General features: G+C 40.1%; 23 protein-coding genes. 3 read left to right on the forward strand and 20 right to left on the reverse strand.

Annotated features, from left to right (window positions below):
• Positions 1 to 212: 212 nt before the first annotated feature.
• The 17 genes from DW830_RS05255 to DW830_RS05335 all read right to left on the reverse strand — a co-directional run bounded on the left by DW830_RS05255 (position 213) and on the right by DW830_RS05335 (position 20,268).
• Positions 213 to 1,049, reverse strand: coding sequence for a hypothetical protein (locus DW830_RS05255; protein WP_147487220.1), 837 nt, complete (start codon positions 1,047 to 1,049; stop codon positions 213 to 215).
• A gap of 9 nt (positions 1,050 to 1,058) precedes the next feature.
• Entirely contained in the window at positions 1,059 to 1,412 is a 354-nt protein-coding gene (locus DW830_RS05260; RefSeq protein ID WP_119249152.1) for a DUF4177 domain-containing protein, read from the reverse strand.
• A gap of 36 nt (positions 1,413 to 1,448) precedes the next feature.
• Positions 1,449 to 1,934, reverse strand: a complete 486-nt coding sequence (locus DW830_RS05265) for a hypothetical protein (RefSeq protein ID WP_119249153.1) — start codon at positions 1,932 to 1,934, stop codon at positions 1,449 to 1,451.
• Positions 1,935 to 2,027: 93 nt separating this feature from the next.
• Complete coding sequence (locus DW830_RS05270) at positions 2,028 to 2,603, reverse strand: outer membrane beta-barrel protein (protein WP_119249154.1); 576 nt, start codon at positions 2,601 to 2,603, stop codon at positions 2,028 to 2,030.
• Positions 2,604 to 2,648: 45 nt separating this feature from the next.
• Positions 2,649 to 2,897 (reverse strand): hypothetical protein, encoded by a 249-nt coding sequence (locus DW830_RS15660; RefSeq protein WP_147487221.1) that lies wholly within the window; start codon positions 2,895 to 2,897, stop codon positions 2,649 to 2,651.
• 265 nt (positions 2,898 to 3,162) lie between these two features.
• A complete protein-coding gene (locus tag DW830_RS05280) occupies positions 3,163 to 3,849 on the reverse strand; it encodes a SprT-like domain-containing protein (protein ID WP_119249156.1) in 687 nt (228 codons plus the stop codon).
• A 2-nt stretch (positions 3,850 to 3,851) separates the two neighbouring features.
• On the reverse strand, positions 3,852 to 4,268 hold the full coding sequence (locus DW830_RS05285) for a hypothetical protein (protein WP_119249157.1): 417 nt from the start codon (positions 4,266 to 4,268) through the stop codon (positions 3,852 to 3,854).
• A gap of 25 nt (positions 4,269 to 4,293) precedes the next feature.
• The gene (locus tag DW830_RS05290; RefSeq protein ID WP_119249158.1) at positions 4,294 to 4,725 is read right to left on the reverse strand and encodes a hypothetical protein; all 432 of its coding nucleotides are present in this window, start codon (positions 4,723 to 4,725) and stop codon (positions 4,294 to 4,296) included.
• Positions 4,722 to 6,917, reverse strand: coding sequence for a Z1 domain-containing protein (locus DW830_RS05295; RefSeq protein WP_119249159.1), 2,196 nt, complete (start codon positions 6,915 to 6,917; stop codon positions 4,722 to 4,724). Before DW830_RS05295 ends, DW830_RS05290 begins: the two co-directional genes overlap by 4 nt.
• Positions 6,918 to 6,929: 12 nt before the next feature.
• Positions 6,930 to 7,934, reverse strand: a complete 1,005-nt coding sequence (locus tag DW830_RS05300) for a hypothetical protein (protein WP_119249160.1) — start codon at positions 7,932 to 7,934, stop codon at positions 6,930 to 6,932.
• A gap of 66 nt (positions 7,935 to 8,000) precedes the next feature.
• Entirely contained in the window at positions 8,001 to 10,889 is a 2,889-nt protein-coding gene (locus tag DW830_RS05305; protein ID WP_158573445.1) for a DEAD/DEAH box helicase family protein, read from the reverse strand.
• 5 nt (positions 10,890 to 10,894) lie between these two features.
• Positions 10,895 to 11,623 (reverse strand): type I restriction endonuclease, encoded by a 729-nt coding sequence (locus DW830_RS05310; protein ID WP_119249162.1) that lies wholly within the window; start codon positions 11,621 to 11,623, stop codon positions 10,895 to 10,897.
• A 12-nt stretch (positions 11,624 to 11,635) separates the two neighbouring features.
• Positions 11,636 to 15,322, reverse strand: a complete 3,687-nt coding sequence (locus DW830_RS05315; RefSeq protein WP_119249163.1) for a helicase-related protein — start codon at positions 15,320 to 15,322, stop codon at positions 11,636 to 11,638.
• Between the two features lie 237 nt (positions 15,323 to 15,559).
• Positions 15,560 to 16,828, reverse strand: a complete 1,269-nt coding sequence (locus DW830_RS05320; protein WP_158573446.1) for a restriction endonuclease subunit S — start codon at positions 16,826 to 16,828, stop codon at positions 15,560 to 15,562.
• Between the two features lie 5 nt (positions 16,829 to 16,833).
• Positions 16,834 to 18,882: a class I SAM-dependent DNA methyltransferase gene (locus tag DW830_RS05325; protein ID WP_119249165.1), complete on the reverse strand. Its 2,049-nt coding sequence runs from the start codon at positions 18,880 to 18,882 to the stop codon at positions 16,834 to 16,836.
• Between the two features lie 136 nt (positions 18,883 to 19,018).
• Complete coding sequence (locus DW830_RS05330) at positions 19,019 to 20,053, reverse strand: helix-turn-helix transcriptional regulator (RefSeq protein WP_119249166.1); 1,035 nt, start codon at positions 20,051 to 20,053, stop codon at positions 19,019 to 19,021.
• Between the two features lie 17 nt (positions 20,054 to 20,070).
• Positions 20,071 to 20,268 (reverse strand): helix-turn-helix transcriptional regulator, encoded by a 198-nt coding sequence (locus DW830_RS05335; RefSeq protein ID WP_094881851.1) that lies wholly within the window; start codon positions 20,266 to 20,268, stop codon positions 20,071 to 20,073.
• Between the two features lie 262 nt (positions 20,269 to 20,530).
• Between DW830_RS05335 and DW830_RS05340 the strand changes: the two genes are divergently transcribed.
• The 3 genes from DW830_RS05340 to DW830_RS05350 are packed head-to-tail and all read left to right on the forward strand — an operon-like array spanning position 20,531 to position 23,167.
• Complete coding sequence (locus DW830_RS05340; protein ID WP_119249167.1) at positions 20,531 to 21,202, forward strand: hypothetical protein; 672 nt, start codon at positions 20,531 to 20,533, stop codon at positions 21,200 to 21,202.
• Between the two features lie 18 nt (positions 21,203 to 21,220).
• Positions 21,221 to 21,745 (forward strand): hypothetical protein, encoded by a 525-nt coding sequence (locus tag DW830_RS05345; protein ID WP_119249168.1) that lies wholly within the window; start codon positions 21,221 to 21,223, stop codon positions 21,743 to 21,745.
• A gap of 3 nt (positions 21,746 to 21,748) precedes the next feature.
• On the forward strand, positions 21,749 to 23,167 hold the full coding sequence (locus tag DW830_RS05350) for a hypothetical protein (protein ID WP_119249169.1): 1,419 nt from the start codon (positions 21,749 to 21,751) through the stop codon (positions 23,165 to 23,167).
• 242 nt (positions 23,168 to 23,409) lie between these two features.
• Here DW830_RS05350 and DW830_RS05360 read toward each other — a convergent pair whose 3' ends face one another.
• The 3 genes from DW830_RS05360 to DW830_RS05370 are packed head-to-tail and all read right to left on the reverse strand — an operon-like array spanning position 23,410 to position 26,644.
• Complete coding sequence (locus DW830_RS05360) at positions 23,410 to 23,931, reverse strand: phosphoribosyltransferase (protein ID WP_119249170.1); 522 nt, start codon at positions 23,929 to 23,931, stop codon at positions 23,410 to 23,412.
• The gene (locus tag DW830_RS17285) at positions 23,928 to 24,461 is read right to left on the reverse strand and encodes a glycoside hydrolase family protein (protein WP_119249171.1); all 534 of its coding nucleotides are present in this window, start codon (positions 24,459 to 24,461) and stop codon (positions 23,928 to 23,930) included. Before DW830_RS17285 ends, DW830_RS05360 begins: the two co-directional genes overlap by 4 nt.
• Positions 24,458 to 26,644 carry a type IV secretory system conjugative DNA transfer family protein gene (locus DW830_RS05370; RefSeq protein WP_119249172.1) on the reverse strand — a complete coding sequence of 729 codons (2,187 nt, stop codon included), beginning with the start codon at positions 26,642 to 26,644 and terminating at the stop codon, positions 24,458 to 24,460. Before DW830_RS05370 ends, DW830_RS17285 begins: the two co-directional genes overlap by 4 nt.
• Positions 26,645 to 26,651 lie beyond the last annotated feature (7 nt).

Below are 26,651 nucleotides of genomic sequence, written 5' to 3' on the forward strand. Positions count from 1 at the left end.
CTGTTCAAGACAGACTTTGGTTAAAGACCATGCTTTTCTGGTTAAACCAGCGTATTACCTCAAGTCGCTTTATGGGGTAAGGGGATTTTGTGTCTGCGACATTTCTGTTGTGCAAGAAATATGTACAATAAAATGAATTTTGTCGCTTTGCAAGCAAAATCCCACTAACCCTATAGGTTGCGGATTTGAGGATTGTCTGTCTTTGATTAAACTTATTTCTTTTTGATAAACTCGGCAAATTCTTTTCCTGTATATGTTTTCTCTTTCATCAGTTCAAGAACTGTTTTGTCCGAGAAATCGAGCCTGAGATTGGCAGTCGTTGGGTATTTGGCATTCGAACTCCAGAATGTGAAGTTGTATTTCTCACTCGGATTCAGTGTTTTGCTGACTCTGCCATCATCCTCAGCCATGAAATTGCCACTCCTGTCATAATATGTTACAAGATACTTGATACCGGAGATAGAGTAGGGAAGTGTATTCACTATGCGAGCATCTCCATGAGCGGTTCCATCATAACTTGTTTCCCATGACCAGTTGGCTATCTTGACTTTAGTTCTCAGTTCTGCCCACGTGTCCCAGTACTTTGTACTTATCAAATCACTTAGCTTGCTTAATCTTTGTGCCAATGCAACATCATTGAGTTGCTTCTTCCCAAGTGCTCCAGTCGCTCTGCCGAACCATACCTGATCTTCATCCATTGTGACCAGTCCCTTGGAGTCATAGATATACCAGGAGGATTCTTTGTCTTTAGCGATAAACAAAGTTATACTGTCCTGCTTGAATGTGCCTGTTGCATCAGTATAGTTGTTATAGCAGCGAACAGCGATAGTATCATTCTTCACAGTGATGTCAGACTCTTCTATGTCTATAGCATCTGATTTTGCCTCTATATGCAAGCTGTCATATAGTGGATAGAAATCACCTGGCTTTCCATAAGTGGTATCTGACAACGATGTGAAGAAATTACGAGAAAGTTCCATCGCCTCGTTCTTATGGGAACAAGACGACAGAACCAATGCTGTTAATATGAATACTACAGTGTATCTCATTTCTTCTTATTATTTTTTCTTTGCTAGCTTTTTTACCTCTTCCTTGCCGTCGCTGATTCTTTTGAAAACGAAGTTGACGACAGCAGTTCTAGTATTGTCTCTGATACCTGTGACGTAGTCAGAGTTACCGAAGTTTGGAAATGCGGTGCCTGTTTCTGTGTAAGCACTGACCAGTTCCCAACCTTCCTTACCCATCTTGTTCAACATTGCAGTCTGATCTGCGAACACCAGGGTGCCGAAATCTGCAGCAATTTCTGCATCGTGTCCTGCAACCTTTACTACTTTGTATTCCCATTGCTCATTCTTGCTACCACAAGAAGCGAGCATTGCAATTAAGCAGAAACCTAAGATAAACTTCTTCATAACCTTTTGTGTTTCAATTAAGTTATATAGATAAAATTATATGTTCACGGTCACATTGTTGGCAACAGTTGCCTCCACCTCATAACCTTGCTTCATTTCAGCTTTTCCTCCACATGGGAAAGGTAGGCAGGTAAAGCAGAAGATAATAACGGATAAAGCTGTTCTGTTTGGACCTTTAATATAAACATCTGTAGATGTGAAGTTTACATTGTCGCCAGAAGGAAGAATAATATATTTGACCTTGATACCTAATCTACCACGAGTACCAAAAGCTGTTGATCTTTTTGCCTCGTACACTGAGCCCTTGGCCAGGGTTCCTGCAGGTATAGCAACTACTCCATCAATGACAACATCCCTACAAACTTTAAAATCTACACTTTCTCCTTCGTGGACATCTATTGCTCTAATAGACTTTACTGCCTCTAAAGGGACAATTGTACCACCTTTAATAGTAACTGTTTTCTGTGCAAAACCACAAATTGACAAGGCACTCACAATGAATGATAGTATTATTTTTTTCATAATCTTCAAGATTTTAAAAATGATTTATTGAAAGTTTTTCTTATTCTGCTCTTTTGTAAGCTTCTAATTTTCAGACATTTCTTTTTAGAAAGTCTAAAAATCAAATCCAACTTTGACGCTAACAGACTCTGTATCATATGTAGCAGGCTTGCGAGTATAACTCATATCATATCTGCCATTGAAACGTTCAAATGTTTCAAATTCAAGTTTCTCAGCAGCATATCCTACAGACAAGCTAAGCCCCTGCTTGTTATTCAATGCATATCTAACACCCAATGATGCCACCACGTAAAGGCCACCGTTATTGGTAACAAACGTTCCTCCCTTGATGTCAACGAAAGGCGAAATCTTGCCTTTCGTGAAATTGCTACGGAAGTTTGCGAAAACCGGAATATCAACTTTACTGTCTCTTACATCAAGTGGTATTTCCATATCACCAGTTTTGTAAGATGACATAAAATGCAAGCCAGTACCAGCACCAAGGAATATATAAGGATTCACTTGATATCCATGTGTTGTGTTGACTTCAAAACGACCAAAGTCATAGTCACCAATACCAATTGAATAACCTGCTTCAACGTGGCCTTTATAGCCAGATTGCATACTTTGTGCATTGCTATTGATAGCCAATGCCATTGTAGCTGCTAAAAGAATTGCTATTTTCTTCATAACCTTATAATATAATAATGTGAAAAATCCATTTTCAGAAGGTAACTACCAATCGCAATTATCGTCATAGCACTCATCATTCTCGATGCCTTCATACTCATCACGATCGCAATAACGGCTATCGTGATAGTCATCGTAAGAACAATCATGGTCACAGCAACAGTCATCATAACCATCTTCATAGCCACGATCATAATTTTCATGGTCTGAGGATGTATTGTTGCCAGCGTTGCGATGCGCTTTCTTTTGGCTGTTTGAAACGCCGCTTGAAAATAAAAAATCGAATAGTCCCATACCTTTTTCTATTAATGTTTTATATCTGATGCAAAGGTACGAATGTCTTGTGCAGCCTATCTGCACTGAATGAAAAAAAATTGAAGCCCTCTTTTTAGGGGTAGAAGGGTATGATTATGTTTTTTCAACTACAAAAAACATTTTATCATCTTCAACATATAAAAAAAAAACACATTAATAACATACCGACAAATAAGGGTGCGTCATGGATTTATGACACACCCTTATTATTTCAGATAGTTTACAAGCCATAATAATGAGACTCTTATTGGTTTCTCTTAATACTTTTGCCATCACATGTCATTTTCTCCGCATCATTTAGATGTTTTTTGATTTCTGAATCTTCTATAAAATGAACATTTAGTGCTGAAGAATTTGGAAAGCGATTGAAGAAAATGTTATTGCTCATATACAGATTAACAGAAACGACATCATTTGCAGTCTTCACGCTATTGTAATATTTGAGAATGCTTTGAAGAACTCTTGGTAAAACCTTGAATCCTATTCTTCCATCTTTAAACGATACCACTGCTACAACATGATAGTGTTGTTTTTTGTCAACAGCTTGCTCATTTTGTGTTTTATTACACTTATGTGAAATGGTAAGATGTCTTCCATACTTTTCATTGATAGTATTCATTATCTGTTGGAAAATCTGTCCATGTGGACTAGTGTCTTCAAGCTGATTATAGCCAATGTAATAATGAATCATTTCATGGATAATTGTATCTTCAACCTCTTCCTCTGGTAAATCTATCCTTGTATTGATACGTAAGGAGAAGTTGTATTTCTCTATTTTACCATTTTTCCCCAGTCGTTTTTTATATGTACATGCACCCAAAAAGGACTTTGCGTTACTCAATTTAATGGGGAGCATAGGGAGTTTACCGGCAAATATTTGCTGGTTAAACTCCTCAAATTTACGTTTTATATATAGAATTGTAATCTCCATTGTTAATCATCAACATTGTCATTTTCTGACAGAAAGTCAAAGACTGTATTCCAATCCACATTGCAAGGAACATATTTTACGACTTTACGGACATAATAAAATATAATCCATTGTGTAATGCTCGTATCTGTGAACTCTGTTTCTGTCATATCCTTATCCAAAATGGTATCTTTTCCATGAAGCAGAATCTTTTGGGTATCTCTATCAACAAGATCTCCTTTTTCATTCAATTTTCCCTCTGGAATTGCCTTAAACAAGGTTGAAGGGAAAAGTTCCAAGAGCATCAAATCAGCAGTAGCATCTCTCTTGTTTCTCAATAACATGTACTTATATGACTTGAATACGAATGGGAACTTACCATCATTCAAAGAATAAAGTCCATGATCCTGTTGTAAGTTGAAAGGTACTTCAGGATTCATCTTCCATTTTCCATTTTCATCTTTTTCAAGGTAACGTGACGCAGTACTTTCCTTTAGACTTCTCGACTCCCAACTCGTCACCATAAGCATATTCGCTTCCAACAGGACCGAAACGATCTACAAGATCTCCTCCAAACGTAAGGCATAGTACATCTTTTGGATCTATACCTTCAAGAATATCCGAATTATCTGTTGCAGCTGCTTTTTTCTTTTTACCTTGCTCTAATGCAAACATAACAGGATTGATATTCTGCTGGCTCATTAGCACTGGCCAGTAAAACGGTGCATCGTTCCAACCAATGTTTTCACCAGTTGCAGGATCGACACATTTCTTACCCTCCTGTTTTAACAGCATAACAACTGGTATATCTATGGCTTTCTCACGAGAAGGTCTTACATCAGTACGACCATCATCAGGAGCATCTATATATCCACCATTAGCTCTGAGTCGTGTCATGTTACGGTTTGTACGTTGCAAGACAAATACTTTTCCGCCAGACTTGCTTGCACAATACTCCAAGCACATAGCATTTCCTTAATGTCATTCTTGCGTTCAATATTGTGTATATTGCCTTTATCTTTATACACAAAAGTACTTTCAATCAAAGATAATATTTCCTTTACTGTCTCGCAATCCATTTCAAAGAATCCGTTCTCATCCTTTTTATTGAAAGAAGGATAAGTCTCTAGTAAGGTATCTATCTGTGCAATTGTCTTCTTGATGGCGGTGTTACAGCCGGTCCAGAATCCTGCGGGAACCATACGCATCTGCTTCTTCAAAGTCAATGCATTGGATGCTTTTATCTTTTGTGTTGCACAAGGCTTAATATTCTTGTCATAGCCAACAAACACCGCATTCACATCAGTACCTTTATCTCTTCCCTCCAAGAACCACTCTCTAAGCTGGTTATCCAGTTCATTCATTCTAACTAAGATTCTATAAATGGTGGAAGTTGTATGAAGTCTGGTCACAGCCATATCTTCCTTGGAACGTGCTCCATACATTCGAGCATGCTGAAGTACCGTATCTTGCTGGAAGTTTTTCGGATTGCGACCATAGAAGAAGCATAGCATATTTTTGATAGTAATACCTCTATCAAGTATGTTACCACCAATGAAGATATTGGCAGCTGTATCTAACTGTAACTCGCCTGTTTCCTCATCCAAAAGTGACTCTACTTGTTCATCAGAATTGACAATCTGCACATGGTAGTTGTTCTTCTTAGGATTGAAGATATTACGAATCTCGTCCATTACATCTTCTTTCATAGGCAAATCTACAGAAATAAATTTTTCTTCACGTCCCTTTCTGTTTGATTCGATGAAATCATTATATATTGCATCTATGGCTGACCAGATTCTTTGGTCGGACTGGTCTTCTTCCACAATGGCATTTTTGATAGAGTCTATGAGACGGTTGATAACACGACTTTGCCAATCATGATTCTTCTTATCCAGTTCTACATGAATCAACGCACTGGTTTTGTAATCTCTGTTCTTGGTATTTCGTTCTTGGATTCGACGAATTGCTGTTGCCATGAAATATGATATGAGCGCATAAGTCAAACCATAGATGTTTGCAGAAGAAACGGCATTGTTCAAGTATCGCTTATCCTCATGACCTAGAACATCAATGCATTTTTGATCTATCTGGTGGAAAAGATGACTATACATCGAATCGGGATTCTGGGAATCCTCAAAATATTGCTGACCACCAATATAAGCAGCATGAACTGGTACAATACTTGTGAAGCGTGGCTTGAATGGTTTCACTACATTACCATTGAGGTTCAGCTCTCCTTGTGGCTGCAAATATAAGCAATAAGGCGTAGCTGTCACTTGTAGATAACGGCAATAGTCTGGAATCTTACGGAAATCGTCTATCTGCTGACTGATTTTCGCCATCTCGGTCTCTGCATCTTGGGCTATAGGATTGCCATCTTCATCCTTCAATGCTTGCAACTTGACAGAACGATAGTTTCTACTAGCAAAGTCTGCTTCATCGTCAACGATGAGTACCTTTTTTTTCTTCAAAAAAGTGCAGTTCTTCGAGAACATATCTATCAAATGGCTCATATTAGTTGCCTGTTTCTTACAAACAATTACAGTTTTACAACCTTCAACCTTTGCCTGCTTCAAATTGTTCCACACTTTCATGATGTCATAGATGTTGATTGTAGCTTTCTGATCCAAGTTATCTGATGGTTTGAAGAAACGATAGTCTTTCTTCATACGCATAATGGTTTGTTGAGCCAAAGGTTTGGTTCCCTTAGTAAAGACAATAGTGATGTCTATACCTTTGTCGAAAGCGAGACCGATGATGTCTTCAAATGTATCTGTCTTACCGCACTGAATTTTACCGAGCAACAAACCTGGTTCCTCGGCATGCTCACCATCTTCAAGCAACAGATTTACAGTGTCTTTGATACATTTAACCTTTTCCTCTGGCATCTTACCATAAGGATAGTTGGCAACCAACGTATCATAAATAGGGGTATCAGTATTTGTTACCACCGCCTTAGTATTTACAGCAGCCTTCAACACTTGATGTTGCTTTTCCATCCAGTCAGGAACAGCTACGCCAATAACTTTAAGCGTATTAATGGCAGCCTCACACTCGGCCAATGTCTTATAAATTACTTTTTCCATATATTAATCTTTTTATATTCCATCATATAGTTTATTCTGTTCAAAGGAGTACCATCTGAACCAAACAGGAATACCGTATGTCTTCCGGATAAATTCCATATAGGCTATATCTTTGTCATCTGGCTTTTGTGGACCAACTATGAACATTTTTGTAGCTCTCTTCATGTTTGGATAATGGGTATATTCTAGTATTTGCCCCAATGCCTCCCTGATACTTTTCTTTGCTGAATCCGTCTTGATTTCGAAATAATGCCATTCGTCAGTTTCCTTATAGATTCCCTTAATATCAACCCTTTGTCCTTCTAAATCTAAAAGCGAGGTTTCAACATATAGATGAACATACTCGTCCTTGATTAGTTCTGCGACAGCATTTTGAATTTTTTTATGTAATGGGTCTATCAAGACCTCACCTCTCTCAGTTGTCTTTATAAAGCTACTTGTATCGAGAACTTTCGCCTTTCCTTCCTCGTCACTCTCAAAAACAAAGTCATTTTTCTTATCCATGAGATTGTAACGATGACCAGGAATTGAATCAGGGGCTAATATTGGCTTATTAGAATAGTTAAGAGTTGCCTCAGAGAACTTGAACTTGACATTGAAGAACCATTTAGGCTTGATGTCTTTTACTGTTCCACCTGCAAATCTGATTTCATCTTTCATCTCCTCGATCCACCCTTTTTCCTTATAATATTGGTAAATTATCTGGCTCTCTTCTGGTGAAACCCCAATTGCATTATGAAGACACCCCACATATACCTTTTGCTTCAAAGGCGAGATAGAGAACAGATGGATGTTATAAACAGCGCCTATATGTTTTCCACTCGCTACATTCATTGGTTGCAAAAAACCATAATGATAACCATTTGGCTCATAGATACGTGAATCATCCAATATCCATTCTTCATGTCCAAATCCAATCTTTTTCTCATATGAGCCATCAGATTGGGATTTGCCCTCACTTCCAGAAGGTCTCTTCCAGTCGTGAGTGTTCCAACATATTCTAGCAATTTTCTCCATTCTACCTATTTATTTTGTATAAGCTAGATTAGTTAGTGCAAGAAAACTGCACTAACTAATTTATTCTTAGTCATGATGTTTTTCTTCTGCTGCAAATGCGTAAGAAGAGGATTCGTCCTCTGGAAGTTTATAAGGAACAGTACCAGCTGCTCCATCCACATCTCTACCAGCCATCTCTAAATTTGTAATAGAGTAGGCCATGACATAAAGATACAGTGATACTACGACCTTAATGCCTGCATTTACTTCCTCGTCAGAAGAAGAAGGAGCATTATGAGCTTCATCATTTCTCCAGTTTCTAACCATTTGAAGATAAGTAGAGAATTTCTTGCCGTCATCATCCGTAGAATACTTCAAATTCCACAGGCACTTGAAAGCATGGATGGCATCTGCAAGACCTGGCTCCTTACCGTCTTGACCTTGAATCTCATCATCATTAATCAAGAAATATAGTTTCTTCAAGAAAGCCTCATATTTCTGAACCAGCGAGTTGAAGAAAGTATATCTTACGATAGGGGTGAGGTTTGGATTTGCATAGATATTGTTCAATGCTTCCTTCAATAGCATGTCTATACCATCAAGTTTTGGAATACTAATAGTATTTAGTACAAAGAAGAAATTGTCAATAATCTCTGGCAAACTTCTCATCTTACTACATACACCGGTCATTTCTCCCTTCAGTGCCTCGGCGAGTTTCTCCTTCAATACTTCTTCATCATAGACAAAACTTGAAGTTGCTGCAGCTTGTTTTGCAACAGCCTCCACGAACTTACCAACCAAAGTCAAGGCGAATCCCTTCTCCTTATCCAGAATTTCCTTGAAGTGATAGTATTTGTCTATCTGTTCAATAATGGCGTCGCCAAACTTCTCCTTACAGATATTAACCATCACATCGTACGAATTACCAGCTCGTGCTGCATCCACTACCTCTGGGTCACTCAAAAGCTCTTCCCAAATTTGCTTAATGATCTTGTCGTTTTCATTCAGAATTGATGCAAAAGGACTATTTACCATGTCAAGCAGTTCAGCTACGGTTTTCTTCTCATCCTCTACTTTCTTTCCGACCTCACCTATGCGTGTCGCCTTCAATTCGGTAGGAGAGTCTTCAAGTTCGATGGCTCCGTCAAATGAAAGTTGTATTCTCAATTTGTCCAAATCTATCATGCCCATCAACTCCATAGGCAGAGTCTCTTTAGTATATGGCAAATACTTATAGAACACCTTACAGAATACATAGAACTTTTCCAAATCTGGATCTGTGAAGTCCATGAGCTGAGCTAAGAAACCATACTGGCGTACGAAACGGTTCACTTCCTTGCGATACTTATCTTTGTCTTCATCTGATAACGAATCCACTCGCTCATGAACTATTTTTAACAAGATGGAAGGTACCTCATGCACCTTGTCCTTGTCTATCATTCTCTCACATACCTTGTCTATTTCACTTTCATTGAAGATATTCCAGTTCTGAACAGTCTCTTTCAGCGTATATACACGTTGTGTATCAACATCACCTGTCAGGGTGGTCTCTGTATAATACTGATTAAACGCTTTGCGTACTGATTCTGCATCGTTGCGGAAATCAACGACAAGCGTATCTTCCTTATATGGCCAATAGGTACGGTTCAAACGAGAAAGTGTCTGAATGCACTGGATTCCACCTAAGCTGCGGTCAACAAACATGGTATGTAGCAACTTTTGGTCGAAACCGGTTTGGAACTTCTCGGCTACAATCAATATTTTGTAATCGTTTTCCTTGAACTTTTCAGCAATATCATTGTCCGTAACACCATCGTCATTCATGTTAGCCTCGGTACATTTGTTGCCATTGCTGTCAATGACTTCTCCAGAGAATGCCACCAATGTTTTGATGGCACCGTTATATTCTTCCTTGATGATGCGGTCAATGATTTGTTTATAGTCGGCTGCCGACTGTCTGGAGTCACATACAACCATTGCTTTTGCCTGATGGTTTATTTTATTGATTGTGAACTTCATGAATTGATCAACAATCATGCTAGCCTTTCTCAGTTTGATGTACTTGTTCTTGCCCAGCCACTCACCAATCACCTTCAGGGCTTTCTTTTGTTCAAAGAGTTTGTCCTTATCCTCGTCTGGATGTTTCTCTATCAGCTCAAACTTAGTTTTGTAGCTAACATAGTTTTGGGTGACATCAAGGATAAACTTCTCATCGATGGCTTGCTTCATAGAATATAAATCATGAGCAGACTTTCCATCTTTACCATATAGAGCATAAGTCTTGTCCTTAGGTGTAGCTGTAAACGCAAAGTACGAAATATGACTCATCATCTTTCGGTAGCTTTGCATCTGAGCCATCAAGGCATCTAGAGGGCTATCATATTCTTCAGGATCGTAATTTCCCATATTCTCTAAGTCCTCCTTGGTGGAGAGGGCATTGACTAAATCCTTAGCTGCCTCATTGCCAATGGCCGTATGAGCCTCGTCCACGATGATAGCATATTTCTTGGATTTCTCATGTTTGAGGTAATCGAGCGCAAAAGCAAACTTTTGTACGGTGGAAATGATGATTCTGTTTTCTCCGTTAAGTGCATCCGCCAGTTTCTTGGAACCCTTGCGAATATCCTTAACTGTTCCTGCTGTTACCTCAAAATTGACCACGTCCTCAGCCATATTTCGATTGAGCACTATACGGTCTGTTACCATGATGATGCTGTCAAAGATAGCCGTACCATCTGGATTCGTCATGTTGGCAAGTTGATATGCGAGCCAAGCCATAGTCTTGGTTTTTCCACTTCCTGCGGAATGTTGAATCAGATAATTGTGTCCCGGTCCTTCCTCACGAACCAAACTACGAAGTTTTCTCACGGCACGGAGTTGATGAAAACGAGGGAATATAACCACTGTACGCTTTTTCTGTTCCTTAGTTTCTTTGTCCTCGTAATACTCATCATAACGCTTGATAAAATTTTCCAAGATGTCTAAGAGAGAATCTGCTTGCAATACACTATGCCACATATACGCAGTAGGGTATTCGCCTCGATGGCTGGGTTGACAGTCTCTTGGTTGAAAGGGAGGAACGCAGTTTCCTCACCATTCAAGAACGTGGTCATGAAGGCATACTGATTGTCCATGACAAAGTGAACCAGACAGTTGCGTAGCATCCTGTTGTGTGGGTCACGATGTCTCTTGTACTGTAAGATACCATGGGTATAGTTCTGGTCTGAGCCTTCGTTTTTTAGCTCAAAAGTGAACAAGGGAATGCCATTGAGTAAGATGCACAAGTCCAACTCATTGCCGCTATCCTCACCTAAAGAGTAGCGCATCTGGCGGACTACGCTGAACTTGTTAGCACGATAAAGTCTATAGTTATCCGTTCCTACACTTTCAAGCACAGGCTTGAACTGGCAGAACTTTACCTTGGCTCCGCTGACGGTAAAGCCTTTTCTCATGATAGTCAAGATGCTCTCGCCACGGTCTATTCGCTTGTTGTATTCACGAACGACTGTCATTACCTCTTGACCAGGAAAATGTTTGGTCAGTTTATTCCAAACCACAGGCTGCTGGCGCAAAAACTGCTCCAGCATCTCCACATCGCAAAGCTTTTCTATGTCGAACTGTGCGCTGCTTCTTTGATTGTAGAGGTCGCTACCAGCAAGATACCTTGCAATATGCTCCTCAAATGTTGTTTCGTTCAAGAGATTTTCCATATATGATTATTTTTATTTCTTAATTAATTCTTTATCTGCTTTTACCAATGCTGTAGGTGACTGTTTGTCCACAGTAAGATACAGCTCGACTTTTTCCTTCAAGTTCAGCGTAACACTGTCCTTATGTCTTCGCCACCATTTATAGAACTTTACAGGTTGGTCTTTATAAGGTACCGATGCCTTGACCAAGTTTTCATAACCAGGGAACTCTATGAGGATATTCAAACGGAGGTAATCCCTGTAATATGTGAAGTGTTCCAATCTTAGCTTATTGGACAACACTTTGAAATCATCAGCCTCTATGACAATCTCATTTTCCACAATGGTCTTATGTAAAGCTATTGGATCATCAATAAGCCAACGCTTTACCTTTTTTGTCTGATGCCCTATAGTCAGCAGGTTGTCTCGATTATAAAACTCCTGTTTTCTAGGCAAGAAAAGCCTCTCTTGATGTGAATTTACCTTAGCCCCAACAACAGTGCATTCAGGTGTTACTGATTTGTTGTTTCTCAAATACTCCAAGATGTCTATATGATTGACTATCTTTCCTGGATATTTCTCAAATAAATCATCATTAGACATGCCGAGGAAGAAGTCCTCCACTAAATCCCAACGTTTCTCATTGCTGAAATAATTGGTGAAGAAATGCTCAAATAAGTCGCAACTAACTTTATGTCTATTCTTAACAGATTCCAGGATGGAGTTCTTGTAACTGTCGTTCTTTGAGTCTCTCTCAATTCTTCGTGGGTCATTGAGACGCAAGAATATCTTTGGTTCATCACCACCTGTAGTTTCAAAAGACCCTAATTCCATTATTTCCAACAAAGCACCCAACCTAATATGATTCATGAGCGGAATGTCATTGATAGATAGAAATCTGTCAGCGGATTGGAATTCTTTTCCATCGAATAACTTGGCAAATATTCTCATCAACTGAGTGAACTTCGCCTGATAATTGGTACTGAAGACTTGGTATTGCATAGTAGTACCATGACGGCGCATCTGTAAGAAAGAATCTCCTTCCAACGCACGTTCTGTTGTCTTCATATAGCCTGAGTAGGTACTCAGCATGAACGAGGCAATCTTTTTGATGTTATACTTGGCATCCATGCGTTGCACCAATTCTTCCTCAAATTCATTCTGAGTGAAAAATGAATGTTTGGAACCAAGTTGTGCGAAAGATGTCTTGACTGCATCTAAAGCACCACGCACCTCAGATAAGACATCATTATATGGCCTATCAATATTGATAGTCACCATAATCTGCGGTGTCAATTCGATTCCTTCCTCAGATAAGAACTTTTGCTTGTAGAACTCACTCTTTAGCTGTGGAAAACTCTTGTCGGAGAAATGCTTTGCCCAAATGTCATCCAAATTCAACTCCAATGTATGATAGGTTCCAGATACACGAGTTATCTCTTTGAAGCATTCACCATACTTCTCCAGCAATCTGTCCATACCCACTTGGTTCGTTCGTGCATAAACCTTGGTGAACAATTTCTTTGGACGAGCAATGAGAACATTGAATCGTGTTTTGTTCAGATAGTCTTTTTCTATCATCATCAATGCCGTAGCCACTTTCTGGTCAACCTCATCGGCAGAGTCGAAGATATACGCAAAGTCATTGGCGGCGACAAGCATGTTTCTCTTTTTTCCATTGCTATTGAAACAACGGATAATCTTACACAGCACTTCTTTCAACTGGTATGTTTTCAAAGAAGATATACCAAAAAGTTGCTTACTGTAGCGTAAGTCAGCCTTAGAGAATGTCAACGCTGCAAAGCCTTGGATTTCTTTCTTACGTGCAGCACGTCCTATTTCCTGTATATAATCAGGAAGCAATCCAGATGGTGCGTGATGATAAACCACTTGGATATCTGGTATATCGACACCCATACCAAAAGCTTTTGTCGCAATCATCACCTTGCAATGATTGTTCTTGAATGCCTGATAAGCAAACTTCTGCTCATCAGCTTCCATTCCTCCATGGAAGGAGACAACCATTCCTTCTTCTATCTCATCGCACTTATCCTTCAATCGGTTGATGTGTCGTGTGTATGGCGCATACACGATAGCTTTCATGTCCAAGTCATGGATGCCCTTGATGATATTGACGGTTTCAGTTTCCTTATTTTGGTCATAGCGACCTGTAGAATAGTCATCATGGGTATCAATGACAAACTCAATATTGTCACGGCGTACATTGCCTATAAACTTATGAGGGTCATGCATGTTCAAGCTGTTGATACTGTCAAAGACCATATCGTTCACACCACCATACACAGCTGTTGCGGTCAGGGCTACCAAAGGGAACATATAATCATTATACTTGCGCATCTTGTTGATATGATTACCCAAGAACCAATAATCCACACGGAAATCTCGTCCCCATGTGGTGATAAGGTGTGCTTCATCGACAATGAGCAAGCCTAACTTTCTTTCTCCGATGAAATAATGAATGTCATAAGACAGCAAAAGCTCTGGTGACAAATACAGAATATCCACATCACCACGTTTGCAGCCATCGATAATTCTATCTCTGTCTATCAGGGTCAAGTCACTGTTGATAAACTCCACCTTATCATAGTGGCGTTCATTATGCAATCCTTCTACTTGATCTGTCATCAACGCCTTCAACGGAGACACTACGATGGTGACATCCCCTTGTGATGCCGCATAGAAAGCCGGCAACTGGAATATCAGAGATTTTCCTGCACCTGTAGGTGCCGTGATAAAGATGTCTCGTGGCTGGATTCCCTCACAGCCGTTCTTATACTCCTTGATAATGGTGTCCACCAACAATCCCTGTGACACAGGGATAATTTCATTGCCTAGTTCGGGATTCTCATATACCTGGATATCTCTGAACTCAGCTTTTTCTCCCCAATATTGCTTCAACAGAGCTACAGATTCTTCGGAAGGCGCATAATCCTTCTGTATAGCTTCTTCCCTCTGAACAAATATGCCACCACCGAAACGAGCGAAGAGGTGGTTGAGTTCTTCAAGGGTATTTGTCAATGTCTTGTTCAGCACACTCTTGCCAGACACCTTGACATAGACTTTCTTTGCGAAGAACTCCTCTTCAATGCACTCGTTGACCAACACATCAATTCCATATGGGTCTGAAATCACATCAAGCACGTATGCTTTGGAAGAAGACACACCTGCCGAGATTAGCTCTTTCTTAATGGAGAACAATGGAACTTTATTCAAACCATCATTGAAATGCTTTAGTGAATAAAAATAATGTTCACCTACCTTCAGCTGTTCTGCTTGATAAACAGGCATCCCTTCAGGTCGCTTCTCCGTTCCATTGGCATCAGCCTTTTCTATATACTCACCCTTGCTGATAGGGTAGAGTGAACGTAAATTGTCATACACAACAACAATTCTATCCTTGAAGAAATCCTCGTTCAAGTATTCGTTGATACTTGCATACTGCTGGTGCGACAGAATTTGGTAAGTTGTTGCAGCCATGAGCTTCGGGAACACACTTCCAAACCATGTCGGGGTAAACAAATCAAGGTTTCCTTCTTTGTCAAAGGTCGCTTGGTCAGTTATGCTGTCTTTGAAATTCTCCACATATATGTACGGAGTGATTCCTGCCAAGACAAAAATGGTGTTTGCCTTGGCTCTTATATGCTTTTTGATGATATTATCAAAAGCATTGGTATATATGTTCTTTAACTTGTTACTCATTCTACAACTACTTTAAAGTTTACAATAGTTTTTTTAAAAACTTTATGTTGGGCAATGCTTTGCGCAAATCCTCAGGTATATTGTCAAAGGTTTTGTATGTAGCTATGCCCATAGGCTTGTTGTAGTCTTGTATGACATACTCTACATCGTCTTTGTTAGCTATCATAAATCATCGGTTGACCGATGATTTGGATTTATTTTCCAAATCGTCAGTCACAACGGACAATTTTATTATCATCAAGAAACCTTGCGCTTACCTGTTACCACCTCGGTGATGAGACTCTGCTTGTATTCCTGCAATAGTTCTACTTGGTGTTGGGCTTTGGAGATGGCTGTATCAAACGCCATCTCTTTTTGTTCGATATATTCACATATTTTATATTGCTCCTCTATTGTTGGAACTGTCATTAGAAAATTCTGTATCATGTATAATCGAACTGAATCGACAGTGTTTTTTGCGCCTCCTTCTTCTATGATATACCGAAAATTATTTGCGATGTAATGGAAGAAGAATTTACCTATTACTCTTTTGAAATTATGAAAATTATAGACTCTTTGATGATAGTCAAATTTTCCTTTAGCATAATGAAAAACTTTTCCAGCTCCAACACCATCTCCGGCCATTAAAATGGCTTCGCCATCAAAAGAATATGTATTGATTCTTTCGACTTTTGGGGAGCGTACATAGAATGGATATTTTCCATCATCAACTCGATTTATGGTGTCTTTGTTTCCAGTACAGAGATTACATAAATAACGAGTGCGTATTAACTCCCAATGAGTTGGTACTTTTCCAATCCACTCAACTCCCGAATCTTTCATTTCAACATTCGGATCAAGTCCTTTCGTAACGGCATGAGTGATGACACTCTGCTTCAACTCTTGGAGCAAAGCGATGCGCTTCTGTTGAGCAGAGATAACATTGTCTATCTCGGAACATTTCTTGTCGAGATAGCTGGAGATAGAAGATTGCTCTTTTAAAGATGGTATAAATATAATTTGTCCTAAATATTCACTTACTTTCAGATTTTGGATTCCAGTAGTCTGATTAAAGTAAAGTACATTCACATTATTTGCATACATAGCATAGAAATAGTAGAACAAATAATTATCATCATTATTTTTGTTCACTGAAATGAAATGCATGAAATTTGAACATGTTGCAATGCCATCATAATTGAATCTTACAATTCTACCTACAGGTGTAGCATCACCACCTCCTGACTTTTCTATCAAGAGATCTCTCTTATGTAAGACTCGTCCCTCTAACTGCTTAGGTTGAATATTTCTCACTGTATTATTATCCAATTTCAAACAACCGTGAGAATAGTCAAAGTCTGCTGCACGAAAACAAACAATGTCATCTTTATTGCCCTTTTCATCTTCACCCCATACACCTGCAGACGAATGGGAGAGAAGGAATTTTATCCTACTTCTTTTCCAAGAAGCAGGAACTTTTCCTACCCAATCAATACCAGAATCCTTATATTCTTCATAAATATCCATAAGCATTAATCTTCATTTAGATGTGACAATTCGTTATTCAAATTAGAGTCCAATGCAGATAAATCTGCAAGAATCTCTTGACTGCTTCGCATTGGACGATATTTGTAGAACAAGCGTGTAAATGGAAATTCACAACCCACTTTGTCTTTACTTCTGTCCATCCATGCATCAGAAGCGAAAGGAACAACCTCTGTTTCAAAGTATTCCTCGATGTCACGCTTCATCGGAATCTTCTCTGTGTCGTTGAGATTGGTATCAATCACCCACTCACCGCTATTCTTGAATGGGTCAACGTAGGCAATAGGAGCATTCTCATTAATTTCACCAAAGGCATCACGGATGAGTTTCTGCTGTGCCTTGGTGGTCTTGACCTTATTTTCTTTCAGCCACACAAAAAACTCATGGTCGCTGCGCTTCTCACTGCAGTTCTCCAACTGGGCAATGTCACGCAAGATGACATTTTTCTTGTCTTCGGCATAGAAGTCCTCATTTTCGCACAAGGCATCATACTTGACTGAGATATTCTCAAACCAGAGACGAAGAGGGCGACGTACCGCTACATTGGTATAGAGGAAGTCGTCATAATCGAGCAACTTGGCAATTTCCAAGTGTTCCATTTCGCCAGTCTTCTCATACTCGATGTCACGGCTGTATGATTGGTACTCCTTGTAAATGTCGAAGATTTCTTTGGTACCTTCATCACTTATCTCATAGCGTTTCTTACCCAGGTTCTTCTGGAGCAAATTAGTAAACTCTTTGGTATGGGCTGCATCAATAAAAAGAGCTTTGTGGTATTTCTCTGCAGGACGCTTGTTGTCAAGAATCCAAAGATATGTTGTGATGTCCGTACCATAGAACAAGTTCTTTGGTAAGGCAACAATAGCATCAAGCAAATTGCGGTCTAGCAGCATCTTGCGAATGTTGCTCCAACCATTGCCTGCATCACCATTAAACAAAGGCGATCCATTCAATACGATACCAATACGAGAACCGGCTTGATCATCCATCTTGGCTATCATGTGTTGTAAAAAGAGTAAAGAGCCATCGGATGTAGAAGGGAGACCTGCCTCGAATCTTCCACCTGGGCAATTGTCTTTCAAGACAGCTTTCTTCACATTCTGGTCTTTACCCCAATCCACGCCGAATGGAGGGTTAGCCAACATGAAGTTAAACTTTTTTCCATACAACTTATCATCAGCCAAGGTGTCGCCTTGGAAGAGCTGTTGGTCAAGATTCTGGTCATCACCCTTCATCAAGAGGTCAGCCTTACAAATAGCGTACGTCTTTTCGCTCAGTTCCTGACCATAAAGATATACCTTCAAGTTCTTGTTCTGAGCCATCTCTTGCAAGTGCTCACGTCCTACGGTCAGCATACCGCCTGTACCGCAACATGGATCGTATATGGTGAACGCCTTTCCAGGAATAAACAACTCTTGTTCTTTGCCACACATGGTCAAGCTGACCAATAGTTTTACAACTTCTCGTGGCGTATAATACTGACCAGCCTTAGTATTGGTGGACTCTTTCGAACGACGGATAACAATCTCAAAGATAGTTCCCATCATGGCATTGCTCACCTTGCTAGGATGAAGGTCTGCTTTCTCTACAAACTGTTGGATAACAGCAAAAAGCTTGTTACCTCTATCTAAACGAGCATATATCTTTGACAAATCTACAACATCACTATCTCCGTCCTCATGTACGAAGTTGGCGAGAATATCTCTAACGTTATCTGTAAACCCCTCTATATATGTTTTGAAGGAATCACTGATTTGATCTGGCGAATTAAGAAGTTTCTTCAAGGACAAGCCTGACATATTGAAGAATGTTAAGCCGTTCTTTTTCATCAATGACTGGAGCTTGTATTTTTTCAAGTTCTCCTCGCATTTGCTCAGTTCTTCTAGGATAGCCTCATATTTATCTTCGAGGACACAATCCAAACGGCGGAGTAGGGTGAAGGGCAAAATTACGTCCTCTACCTCGGAATCATCATAGGAGTTGCGAATGATTTCCTTGATGTCCCATATCACGTTTGCTAATTCTTGTTCTGTCATATTTTATTTTAAATATAGTCCAACTATAATGAGAGAGTAATAGCTTAGTACCTTTCTGATTTCATAAGGTAGTAAAATTACAAACCATTATTCGTTGTTTTGTTATTCATTAATTATTTTGTTTGCAAATGTAATACTAATCGGTGCAGTCTATCTGCATTTCATTATAATTCTGCAGATTCCTACGTAGATTTGCCAATATCTCCTGTTTGAAAGGCTCTGGTCCGAGCACTTTTACGTCAAATCCAAACGAAAGTATCAATTGCGTAAACTCATATGTCGGTCGTACTTCAACAGCCAGAATGCGGTTTTCCGCATCTACTATTTCCTGCGAATGATGCAGGGGCTTGGACACGATGTAAGGGTATTGCTTTTTGGAGAATTGAAGCAGAACCCTAATCTTTTCTACGTCTGATGGCGGTATTGTCACACCGAACACATCATCGAAGTAGTGTTCAAAATCGACCTCTTTATTTGGTATGTATGCCACATCTTCCTCAACATTGAAGTCCTGTATTCGGTCAAGGGCATAGTTTGATATTCTGTCAGCCTCGGCATCATACGCCATAAGGAACCATCGGTTGTTGTATCGCTTGATGTACCAAGGATGCACAACAACGGTGTACTCCTCATCGCAATTCTTATAGTTGCGATACGTGATTCTTACAGCTTGATGGCTCGTAGCAGCATCTATGATGTCAGGCAGTAAGTTCAGTCCCCTGAGATAGGGGTTTTGTTCAAAGCCAATCATGTTCTCCTGTTTGCCTCTAAGTCCAAATCGCCATTCCAGGTTGGAAATGACTTCATCCACCCATGCGTTGCTTGGCAATCCTCTGAAACGCCTGAGAGTGATGATAACAGAGCGAAGCTGTCGTGCTTCATCTTCTGTCATTGGTTGGGCATTGATGGTAAAGTCAGGATCACGGTAACGATAATAAACCCTTCTGCCATCTTGCTTTCTTTCAAGCGGTACACTCCAGCCTGTTTCACTTTCCATGAATTTGATGTCCTCAAATATCTGTCGCCGACTCACTCCTCCTACGCCATTATAGTAGTAGATGGCCTCTTCGCACTTGTCGATGAGGTCTTCCATGTAGTATCTGTGCCGTCTGTCTCGAAAGCATTTATCGAGAGTCTGGTAGCGTATAGCTGCATTCTTGTTTGTTGGCATACTGGGTTCCTTTTACATTATCGAATTAAATCATTGACTGTGACTCCAAGACACTTTGCAATCTCAACAAGATTCTCCAAATTCGGTTGTGCATTGTTGGTACACCACTTGGAGATCGTTGCTGGATCTTTACCTAATTGTTCAGCGAGCCATTTGTTGGTTCTCTTTTTTTCAGCTAGAACAACTTTCAGCCGGTTCAGGTCTTTATTTTCCATAATTGCTTATTTAATGTTTCTACATATGCAAAAGTAGTGTTTTTATTCGAAATATCATAATAAAATTGGAAAAAAAGAGGTTTTACGCTCAAAAAAATGATTAAAACATCAATTTATGTCCAAGTATTTTGTATCTTTGCCCCAAAATTGGGTGTTTAAGGCATTCAAGAAGATTTTATCGATTTTTATTTTGAGATGCAGATAGGCTGCATAAATGTGATTTACCTTTGCCAAAGAATTGAGATTTTTAATAAACAATGACATGGAAAAAGCTCAAGTAGAATATAATTCTAAAGGCAAAAATGGTTTATGGGATGCCAACAGATTAGTGAGGGAATATATTGGCATCGCCTGGATGACGAATGACTCGATTCCTTTTCAAAAACTTCCTTGGGACAGCCAGGTAAGGATTCGTAGGGTAGCAGCTGTAATAAGTGCTTATCTCGAATACAATTTGAAAGAGTCGGATCCTTTCGAAATCATCAGCTATGTATTCTCAAATTTCGACAACAGAAAAGTTCTGTCGGAATCGAATATCGATGTGTCGGACTTTGAACGACTCAAAAAGAAGCTTTGTGAAGTGTCCGATGAATCTTGGCGAATGGAACATCTGCTGAAACAATTTCAGCTAAACGAGGACAGAGAACAACTTCTGAATGTTCTTCTTCGTTATAGAATTGCTACGGAGGAATTGGAAAATACTTTCTCTGGCATCTTAGAGGCACGTACTGGAGCATACATAGGTACAAAGGCTCTTCAAGGGCTTTACAATTCCAAACTCCAAGAGTGCAACAGGAGGGTGGATGATATGATAGTCCTGCTTTTAGGCAGTATTTTCAAAAGAACATTTACGGAACGAGAACTGATTGAGCATTACAACTATCCAACAACTACGGATGATGAATTGCTCGATTGGCAAACAGATAATTTATAAGTATGAATACAGAAGATAATGGAATACTCAGATAATGATAAACAAATAGCTCAGATTCTTTATGACAAGATGAAGACTTTGCCAATAGGCACAGAAATATCCGTTTCGGAACTGAGTCTTATAGCATTGGAAGAACATCAAACAGAAGATGGTTTTCCAATGTTTGATTTGTGGAATGTCATGAATGCTTTGCGCTATATGATGAATAAGGAAAGGAAATTGCGTATGGACTTCACTAAACATGATTTTCTTTGTGAAGGTCTTCCATTCAACATTCCATTTGTTCTGCTAAAATGGGGACAACGTATCTATACCAAAGAGGCACGTATAGCAAGAAGTTTTGCTAAGGCAAACAGCTTGTATGGTGTTAAGTTTGTGTGCTATCTCGATGAAAAATGGGTGTTTCGCATTACAAATGAACCTGGATTGGTGGTTGATCCTGCATATCCTCCAAAATATATAATTGTTACAGAGGAAGGCGAAGTTCGATTCTCTACTCCAGAAGAAGGTAATGATGTTTATCAACTAACAAATGTTCTATAGCTTATGATTGGTGCGATAATTGGCGATTTGGCAGCATGGACGTATGAAAATGATAAAGATACGTTTTGGAAGCAACTCATTTCTGAAGATTGTGAGAAGATTGAGTTGTCGGTGTATGGTCATGCCTACTTCCGAGCTGCAAGCAGAAATGTTCTTTATGTCCCTGAGCAGGATGTAAGTATTATAAGAACAAGTGAAGATTTATCTTTTAGGGAGAAGTTAAAGGTAAATGGCCAATGGTTGATGTGGCAACTTATGTGTGCCTGGCACGATAATTTAGAAACACCAAGAGATTTGGAAGACATTTCTACTCCAGACAAGGAAGAAGGGTATGCTCGTATGTTTGTCATTGGTCTTATTAGATGTCTGAGAAAGGGAATGACAAAAAGTGAAGCTTATCATTCTGTTGATGCTTTTGAAAATCTTAGTAAATCTTGGGAATGGAAGTCTTACCAGCAGGAAGCAACTGAATGCAATAACAGATATAGTATTTTGTCTTGTGTGTTCCGTGCATGGGATTCGTTTTATCGTGGCTTTGACTTTACATCTTCGGTACATAATGCAATGAAATGGGAAGGTGACAGACATCTGATAGCCATTATTACTGCGTCTTTTGCAAGTGCGATGTATGGTTGCAAGTATAACCTTATCAAAAAGAAGTATGCAAAGGATGGAGAAATAACATATACTTTTGATTTGCTACAGATAGGAGAAAACTTTGGCTATCATCATGCTTTATTCAATGAACTTATTGGCGATTACTCTAAATACAGAACGTTTTATCCTAAAAACATTGCATTGACGAATGTAGAGCGTCATCATTGGAAAGATACAGCAAACCTTTATGAGTATATATTTTTCTCAGAAAGTCAGAAGCAATCGATTCTAATGTGTTCACCAACTGGATGGGACAACCGATATGGATTATATCTTGACGATGGTTGGATGTATGTGTACAGAAGTGGTTGCCTTATTGGTCGTTTCCAATTGAAAGAAAGATCTGAAAAGTGGCATATATCAAATACACAACTTTCAGGAGAACGTTCTTGGGCAGAATTTTGTAATGCTTTATCTTGTGCATTGAATGAAAGTTGTCATTTAATAAACCTCCCGATACTTGCTGAAATACAGACTCGTGCATCTATGTGTAAATACTACCAAGGCGAGAAGGATTGTCCGTCTGAATGGAAAGATACAACGAAAGGAAAATTTTGGTATGGGGAAATGAGATTTTGTACAGGTCGTATCAATATCAAAATGTGGTCTGAACTTGCAACTGAAACTATCGAAAGTTTAACGGGCGAGGCTCTGCAATTTGCTCAGTCAATGTCTGTTGAAAAATTAGGTATGGTTCTCTACATAGAAGCATTATTCCAAAAGTGGTGTCCTTACGATGATACCAAATGGATATTTGAGTATTAAGGAGTTTGTACATCTTCAAGTCTCATTATAAAATGCTCACATTGTGGGTCATTAAGAAATATACAATAGCGACCACCTTCCTGCTTGTGTGGACAACGGCACAGGATAAGGTGGCCGTCTAAAGCTTTACTATGCCAATCGTAACTATTAGCACAATCCTTACAATGGTAGATTGTTGCAGTTGCGATTGGCTTTATTTGTTTCTTTCTTGGTTTGGGCATAAATCAATCTTTATAATAGTGTTATCGGCGAAGACTTCTGGTTTCTTCTCTTTGTAGAAGAGTATCGCTCATAGCAAATGAAGCAACTATTCCACAGCCAAGTGCTTTGACAGCTGCCTTTGCGGTGTTGCCTGTATCTACTACATTGTCAATGAGATAAGGTGTACGATTCGAGGGTAAGTCTTTATATTTGTAGAACCCCATATCTTCGGCAGAAAGCGTCTGGCCTCTTTTCTTGGCATCATATTGTGAGCCTCGCTCTATGCCACGGAGGGCTTCAACGATAGGGAGATGAGTATATGACGAGATAGCCTTTGCCAACTGCATGGTCTGTTCGGCTTTGCCATGATGTCCTGGGATAGGAACGAGAACCGCATTTTGTGGTAACACCTTTGCTATCTGACGTGCAGCATAGTCTATGGCATCATGGTCTCCATCTTTCAGTTTATGGGCTACCCACCGGTTGATACCATCATAATATCTACCAGTGGATAGGAATGTGATACCGTCTGAAACAGTTTTGATTGGTTCGTTTTCTGTCATGGAGTAAATAATAGCATGAGTTCTGCATACCGTCTGCGCTCAATGGAAGGGATTCGTTTCCCTCGCCAATGGCAATGGTTCACATAATCGTCTCTGATGTTCCGGTTACCAACTTCGAGTTTCTTTAAAACAGAACTTTTAGGGTATTTGCCTTTATATCCGGTCACCTTGTATGGTCCGATATTATATGATAATGCAGCAAGGAGTAGGGAGTCTTGACCATAGGAACGAAACATAGCACATAACTCTCTGAGGTCTTTTCGAAGAAGTTGCTCTGCTTCATTTGTCGACATATTAGCAGAGTAACGCTCCCCAGGTCTGAGCTTATGTCCATAACCTACATAAGGATAGTCCTTAGCTCGGTGCATGCCTTCATAGAACCTGATGCAGCATACTGCACGCTCGAAAGGTGGCAACTCAAAAATGGAAGCCGACGTTGATACCGGTCGCTCTGTTGGCATTCGAGCCTGGGCATTCGCAACCAGACTCAATGATATAAGCAGGAATAATATTATCTTTCTGAAAGTCATTTTATCTTGAATTTATTTATCTCGTCAATCATATTCTTGACATCGAGGTTTACACTTACGAAATTCTGATATAGGATTCGCTCCTTGGCATCCTTGGATGGGAAGGTGTAGAACTTCGGTATCTTGTAGTTCGCATAGTCAGCTTCTTCCTCAGCAATCTTCTTCATGTCGAAGTCTGTCTTGCAGTAGAACTTAGAAGTCTGGAACTCTGCTGACTCCTGGATATTCATGCTGTCACCGCGTCCGGTCTTAGTCTTAATGAAGTCACGGGCAGACTGTCCACATATCCAACCAGTTGGCATGTCTGAGATCTTACTGGCAGGAACAAGGCTGTCCATGTTCTCATTGAGATTGATGGAAGTCTTGTCACGGTCGATGGTCACACCTTTCTTTAACTGAACTACCTTTCCGAAGATGTCGTTGGAGAGCCATTCCAATGTCTCTTTTGCTCTTGCTGAACCACTCACTACGTTACCGACTGTGGTGATAACCTTCTGCATACCCACCTTGCCATAGTCGGATTCAAGCTGTGGCAGCTCCTGAAAACCAAGAGCCACGCTAACCTTGTTGCTTCGGGCTGTACCGATAAGTCGGTCAATCTTGTGGAAGTAGAGTGTAGGTAACTCGTCCACGATGATGCTGACAGGGATATTCTTGCCTTGGCCAGTATTGACACGGGTGACGAGACGGTTCAGAATCAAAGCATTCAATGCACCAATGATACTTTCCATCTCTGGGTCATTGGCAATGAGCAGATATGAAGGATTCTTCGGATCTGACACCTTCAGGTCAAAGTCATCACCATCCTTATGGAATATCCAATAAGACTCCTTGGTAGCCAGTCGGGAGGTATAGACACGGAGTGTACCAATCATACCTTCCAACTGTTCCATAGCCTTATTCTTCATGGCAGTCTGGAAAGGACCGAGGAGAGGAGCAACCTCTGGATCTGTTTCCAAAACCTCAAAGATAGTCTGGTAATCGAGATTAAGGAACGAAAGGATATGTGGCATGTCACTGTACTTGCCCAACCAATACTCTGGTTCCACCTCTCTGCCGGTATGGTCGAAGACTCTGCCTGTAGGTTTCGGACGATGAGTCTTTGGCTCTGTTGTCATCTCAGCAATAAGAGGATTGCCGTTCTTGTCGTATGGCACCTTCTTGTAGTTGACAAAGAAATAGATACAAGCTGCCAGGAAGTTGACTGCTGATGTCTGGAAGAACTGATCGCTACCGCCGCCACCTTCCTTCTTACCTTTCTGCAGAGACTCCAACAGAGTTTCTGCCGTTTCACTGGCTGCAGCAAGGTTGCCGATGTATTTCTGCTGAATAGGGTTTACACGTCTGGAGTATTCCACGTCCACGAAGTTGATGATGTTGAACTTGCATCCTTGTGGTACTTTCCCGGCTTTCTGGTTTATCTTGTAGTGATAATACAGCTTCTGCGCAAGAGTCGGGAACTTGTAATCATATACAACCATGGCAAACCCCTTGGCACTGTGCTGGCGGATGAACGGCTCGATGATGGAGAATGTCTTACCGGAACCAGGAGTACCAACAACCCATGTTCCACGGAAAGGGTTCACGATATTCACCCAACCTTTGCGGAACTTGCCCTTGTAGTAATAGCGCATCGGGATGTTTACGCTATACTTGTTCTCCTGTAGTTCCTGGCATTGCTCAAAAGACTCGTTCTCGAAGTTGAAACGGTCTTTGAGCAATCCTTCCTTCAGGAACTTTGAGATATTGTCAAGGGCAACATGGATGCAGATGGTACCAAGAATGGAGGCAGCCATGTAGAGCCAGATGTTCAGACTGATGGTATAGAACCTCAAATCCATACGATGACCGAAAAGCCATATAGACAGTATGGTAACGAACAGTCCACCCACCAACGGATAGAACACCTGACGGCGAGCATCAAACTCCAAATGTTTCTTGTTTCGGGTGCCAATGCAGGTGATACAGATAAGCACGATGGTAGCAAGTTTGCTCCATACGAGGTTGCCATCCAGATAGATGAACCACCGCTTTACACGGCTATGTATGTCACAAACAATGCCACCCCAATAGTCAAGCAACGCTGGGTCTATAGCATACTCAAAGAACTCCACTATCAATGATAAGTATATCAGACAGCGGAATATCTTATACATGGTCAGTAATTCTTTTGTTTCCTCCATGAAACCT

It is taken from the genome of Prevotella sp. AM34-19LB (assembly GCF_003468525.1).
GTDB lineage: Bacteria > Bacteroidota > Bacteroidia > Bacteroidales > Bacteroidaceae > Prevotella.

Coding starts and splice junctions, on each gene's coding strand:
- DW830_RS05270 (WP_119249154.1), bottom strand. CDS start 2,603: ATGAAGAAAATAGCAATTCTTTTAGCAGCTACAATGGCATTGGCTATC.
- DW830_RS05340 (WP_119249167.1), top strand. CDS start 20,531: ATGGAAAAAGCTCAAGTAGAATATAATTCTAAAGGCAAAAATGGTTTA.
- DW830_RS05330 (WP_119249166.1), bottom strand. CDS start 20,053: ATGCCAACAAACAAGAATGCAGCTATACGCTACCAGACTCTCGATAAA.
- DW830_RS05320 (WP_158573446.1), bottom strand. CDS start 16,828: ATGGATATTTATGAAGAATATAAGGATTCTGGTATTGATTGGGTAGGA.
- DW830_RS05350 (WP_119249169.1), top strand. CDS start 21,749: ATGATTGGTGCGATAATTGGCGATTTGGCAGCATGGACGTATGAAAAT.
- DW830_RS05345 (WP_119249168.1), top strand. CDS start 21,221: ATGGAATACTCAGATAATGATAAACAAATAGCTCAGATTCTTTATGAC.
- DW830_RS05285 (WP_119249157.1), bottom strand. CDS start 4,268: ATGAATCCTGAAGTACCTTTCAACTTACAACAGGATCATGGACTTTAT.
- DW830_RS05300 (WP_119249160.1), bottom strand. CDS start 7,934: ATGGAGAAAATTGCTAGAATATGTTGGAACACTCACGACTGGAAGAGA.
- DW830_RS05315 (WP_119249163.1), bottom strand. CDS start 15,322: ATGAGTAACAAGTTAAAGAACATATATACCAATGCTTTTGATAATATC.
- DW830_RS05295 (WP_119249159.1), bottom strand. CDS start 6,917: ATGGAAAAAGTAATTTATAAGACATTGGCCGAGTGTGAGGCTGCCATT.
- DW830_RS05360 (WP_119249170.1), bottom strand. CDS start 23,931: ATGACAGAAAACGAACCAATCAAAACTGTTTCAGACGGTATCACATTC.
- DW830_RS17285 (WP_119249171.1), bottom strand. CDS start 24,461: ATGACTTTCAGAAAGATAATATTATTCCTGCTTATATCATTGAGTCTG.
- DW830_RS05255 (WP_147487220.1), bottom strand. CDS start 1,049: ATGAGATACACTGTAGTATTCATATTAACAGCATTGGTTCTGTCGTCT.
- DW830_RS05290 (WP_119249158.1), bottom strand. CDS start 4,725: ATGACACGACTCAGAGCTAATGGTGGATATATAGATGCTCCTGATGAT.
- DW830_RS15660 (WP_147487221.1), bottom strand. CDS start 2,897: ATGGGACTATTCGATTTTTTATTTTCAAGCGGCGTTTCAAACAGCCAA.
- DW830_RS05310 (WP_119249162.1), bottom strand. CDS start 11,623: ATGGAAAATCTCTTGAACGAAACAACATTTGAGGAGCATATTGCAAGG.
- DW830_RS05280 (WP_119249156.1), bottom strand. CDS start 3,849: ATGGAGATTACAATTCTATATATAAAACGTAAATTTGAGGAGTTTAAC.
- DW830_RS05370 (WP_119249172.1), bottom strand. CDS start 26,644: ATGGAGGAAACAAAAGAATTACTGACCATGTATAAGATATTCCGCTGT.
- DW830_RS05265 (WP_119249153.1), bottom strand. CDS start 1,934: ATGAAAAAAATAATACTATCATTCATTGTGAGTGCCTTGTCAATTTGT.
- DW830_RS05260 (WP_119249152.1), bottom strand. CDS start 1,412: ATGAAGAAGTTTATCTTAGGTTTCTGCTTAATTGCAATGCTCGCTTCT.
- DW830_RS05325 (WP_119249165.1), bottom strand. CDS start 18,882: ATGACAGAACAAGAATTAGCAAACGTGATATGGGACATCAAGGAAATC.
- DW830_RS05335 (WP_094881851.1), bottom strand. CDS start 20,268: ATGGAAAATAAAGACCTGAACCGGCTGAAAGTTGTTCTAGCTGAAAAA.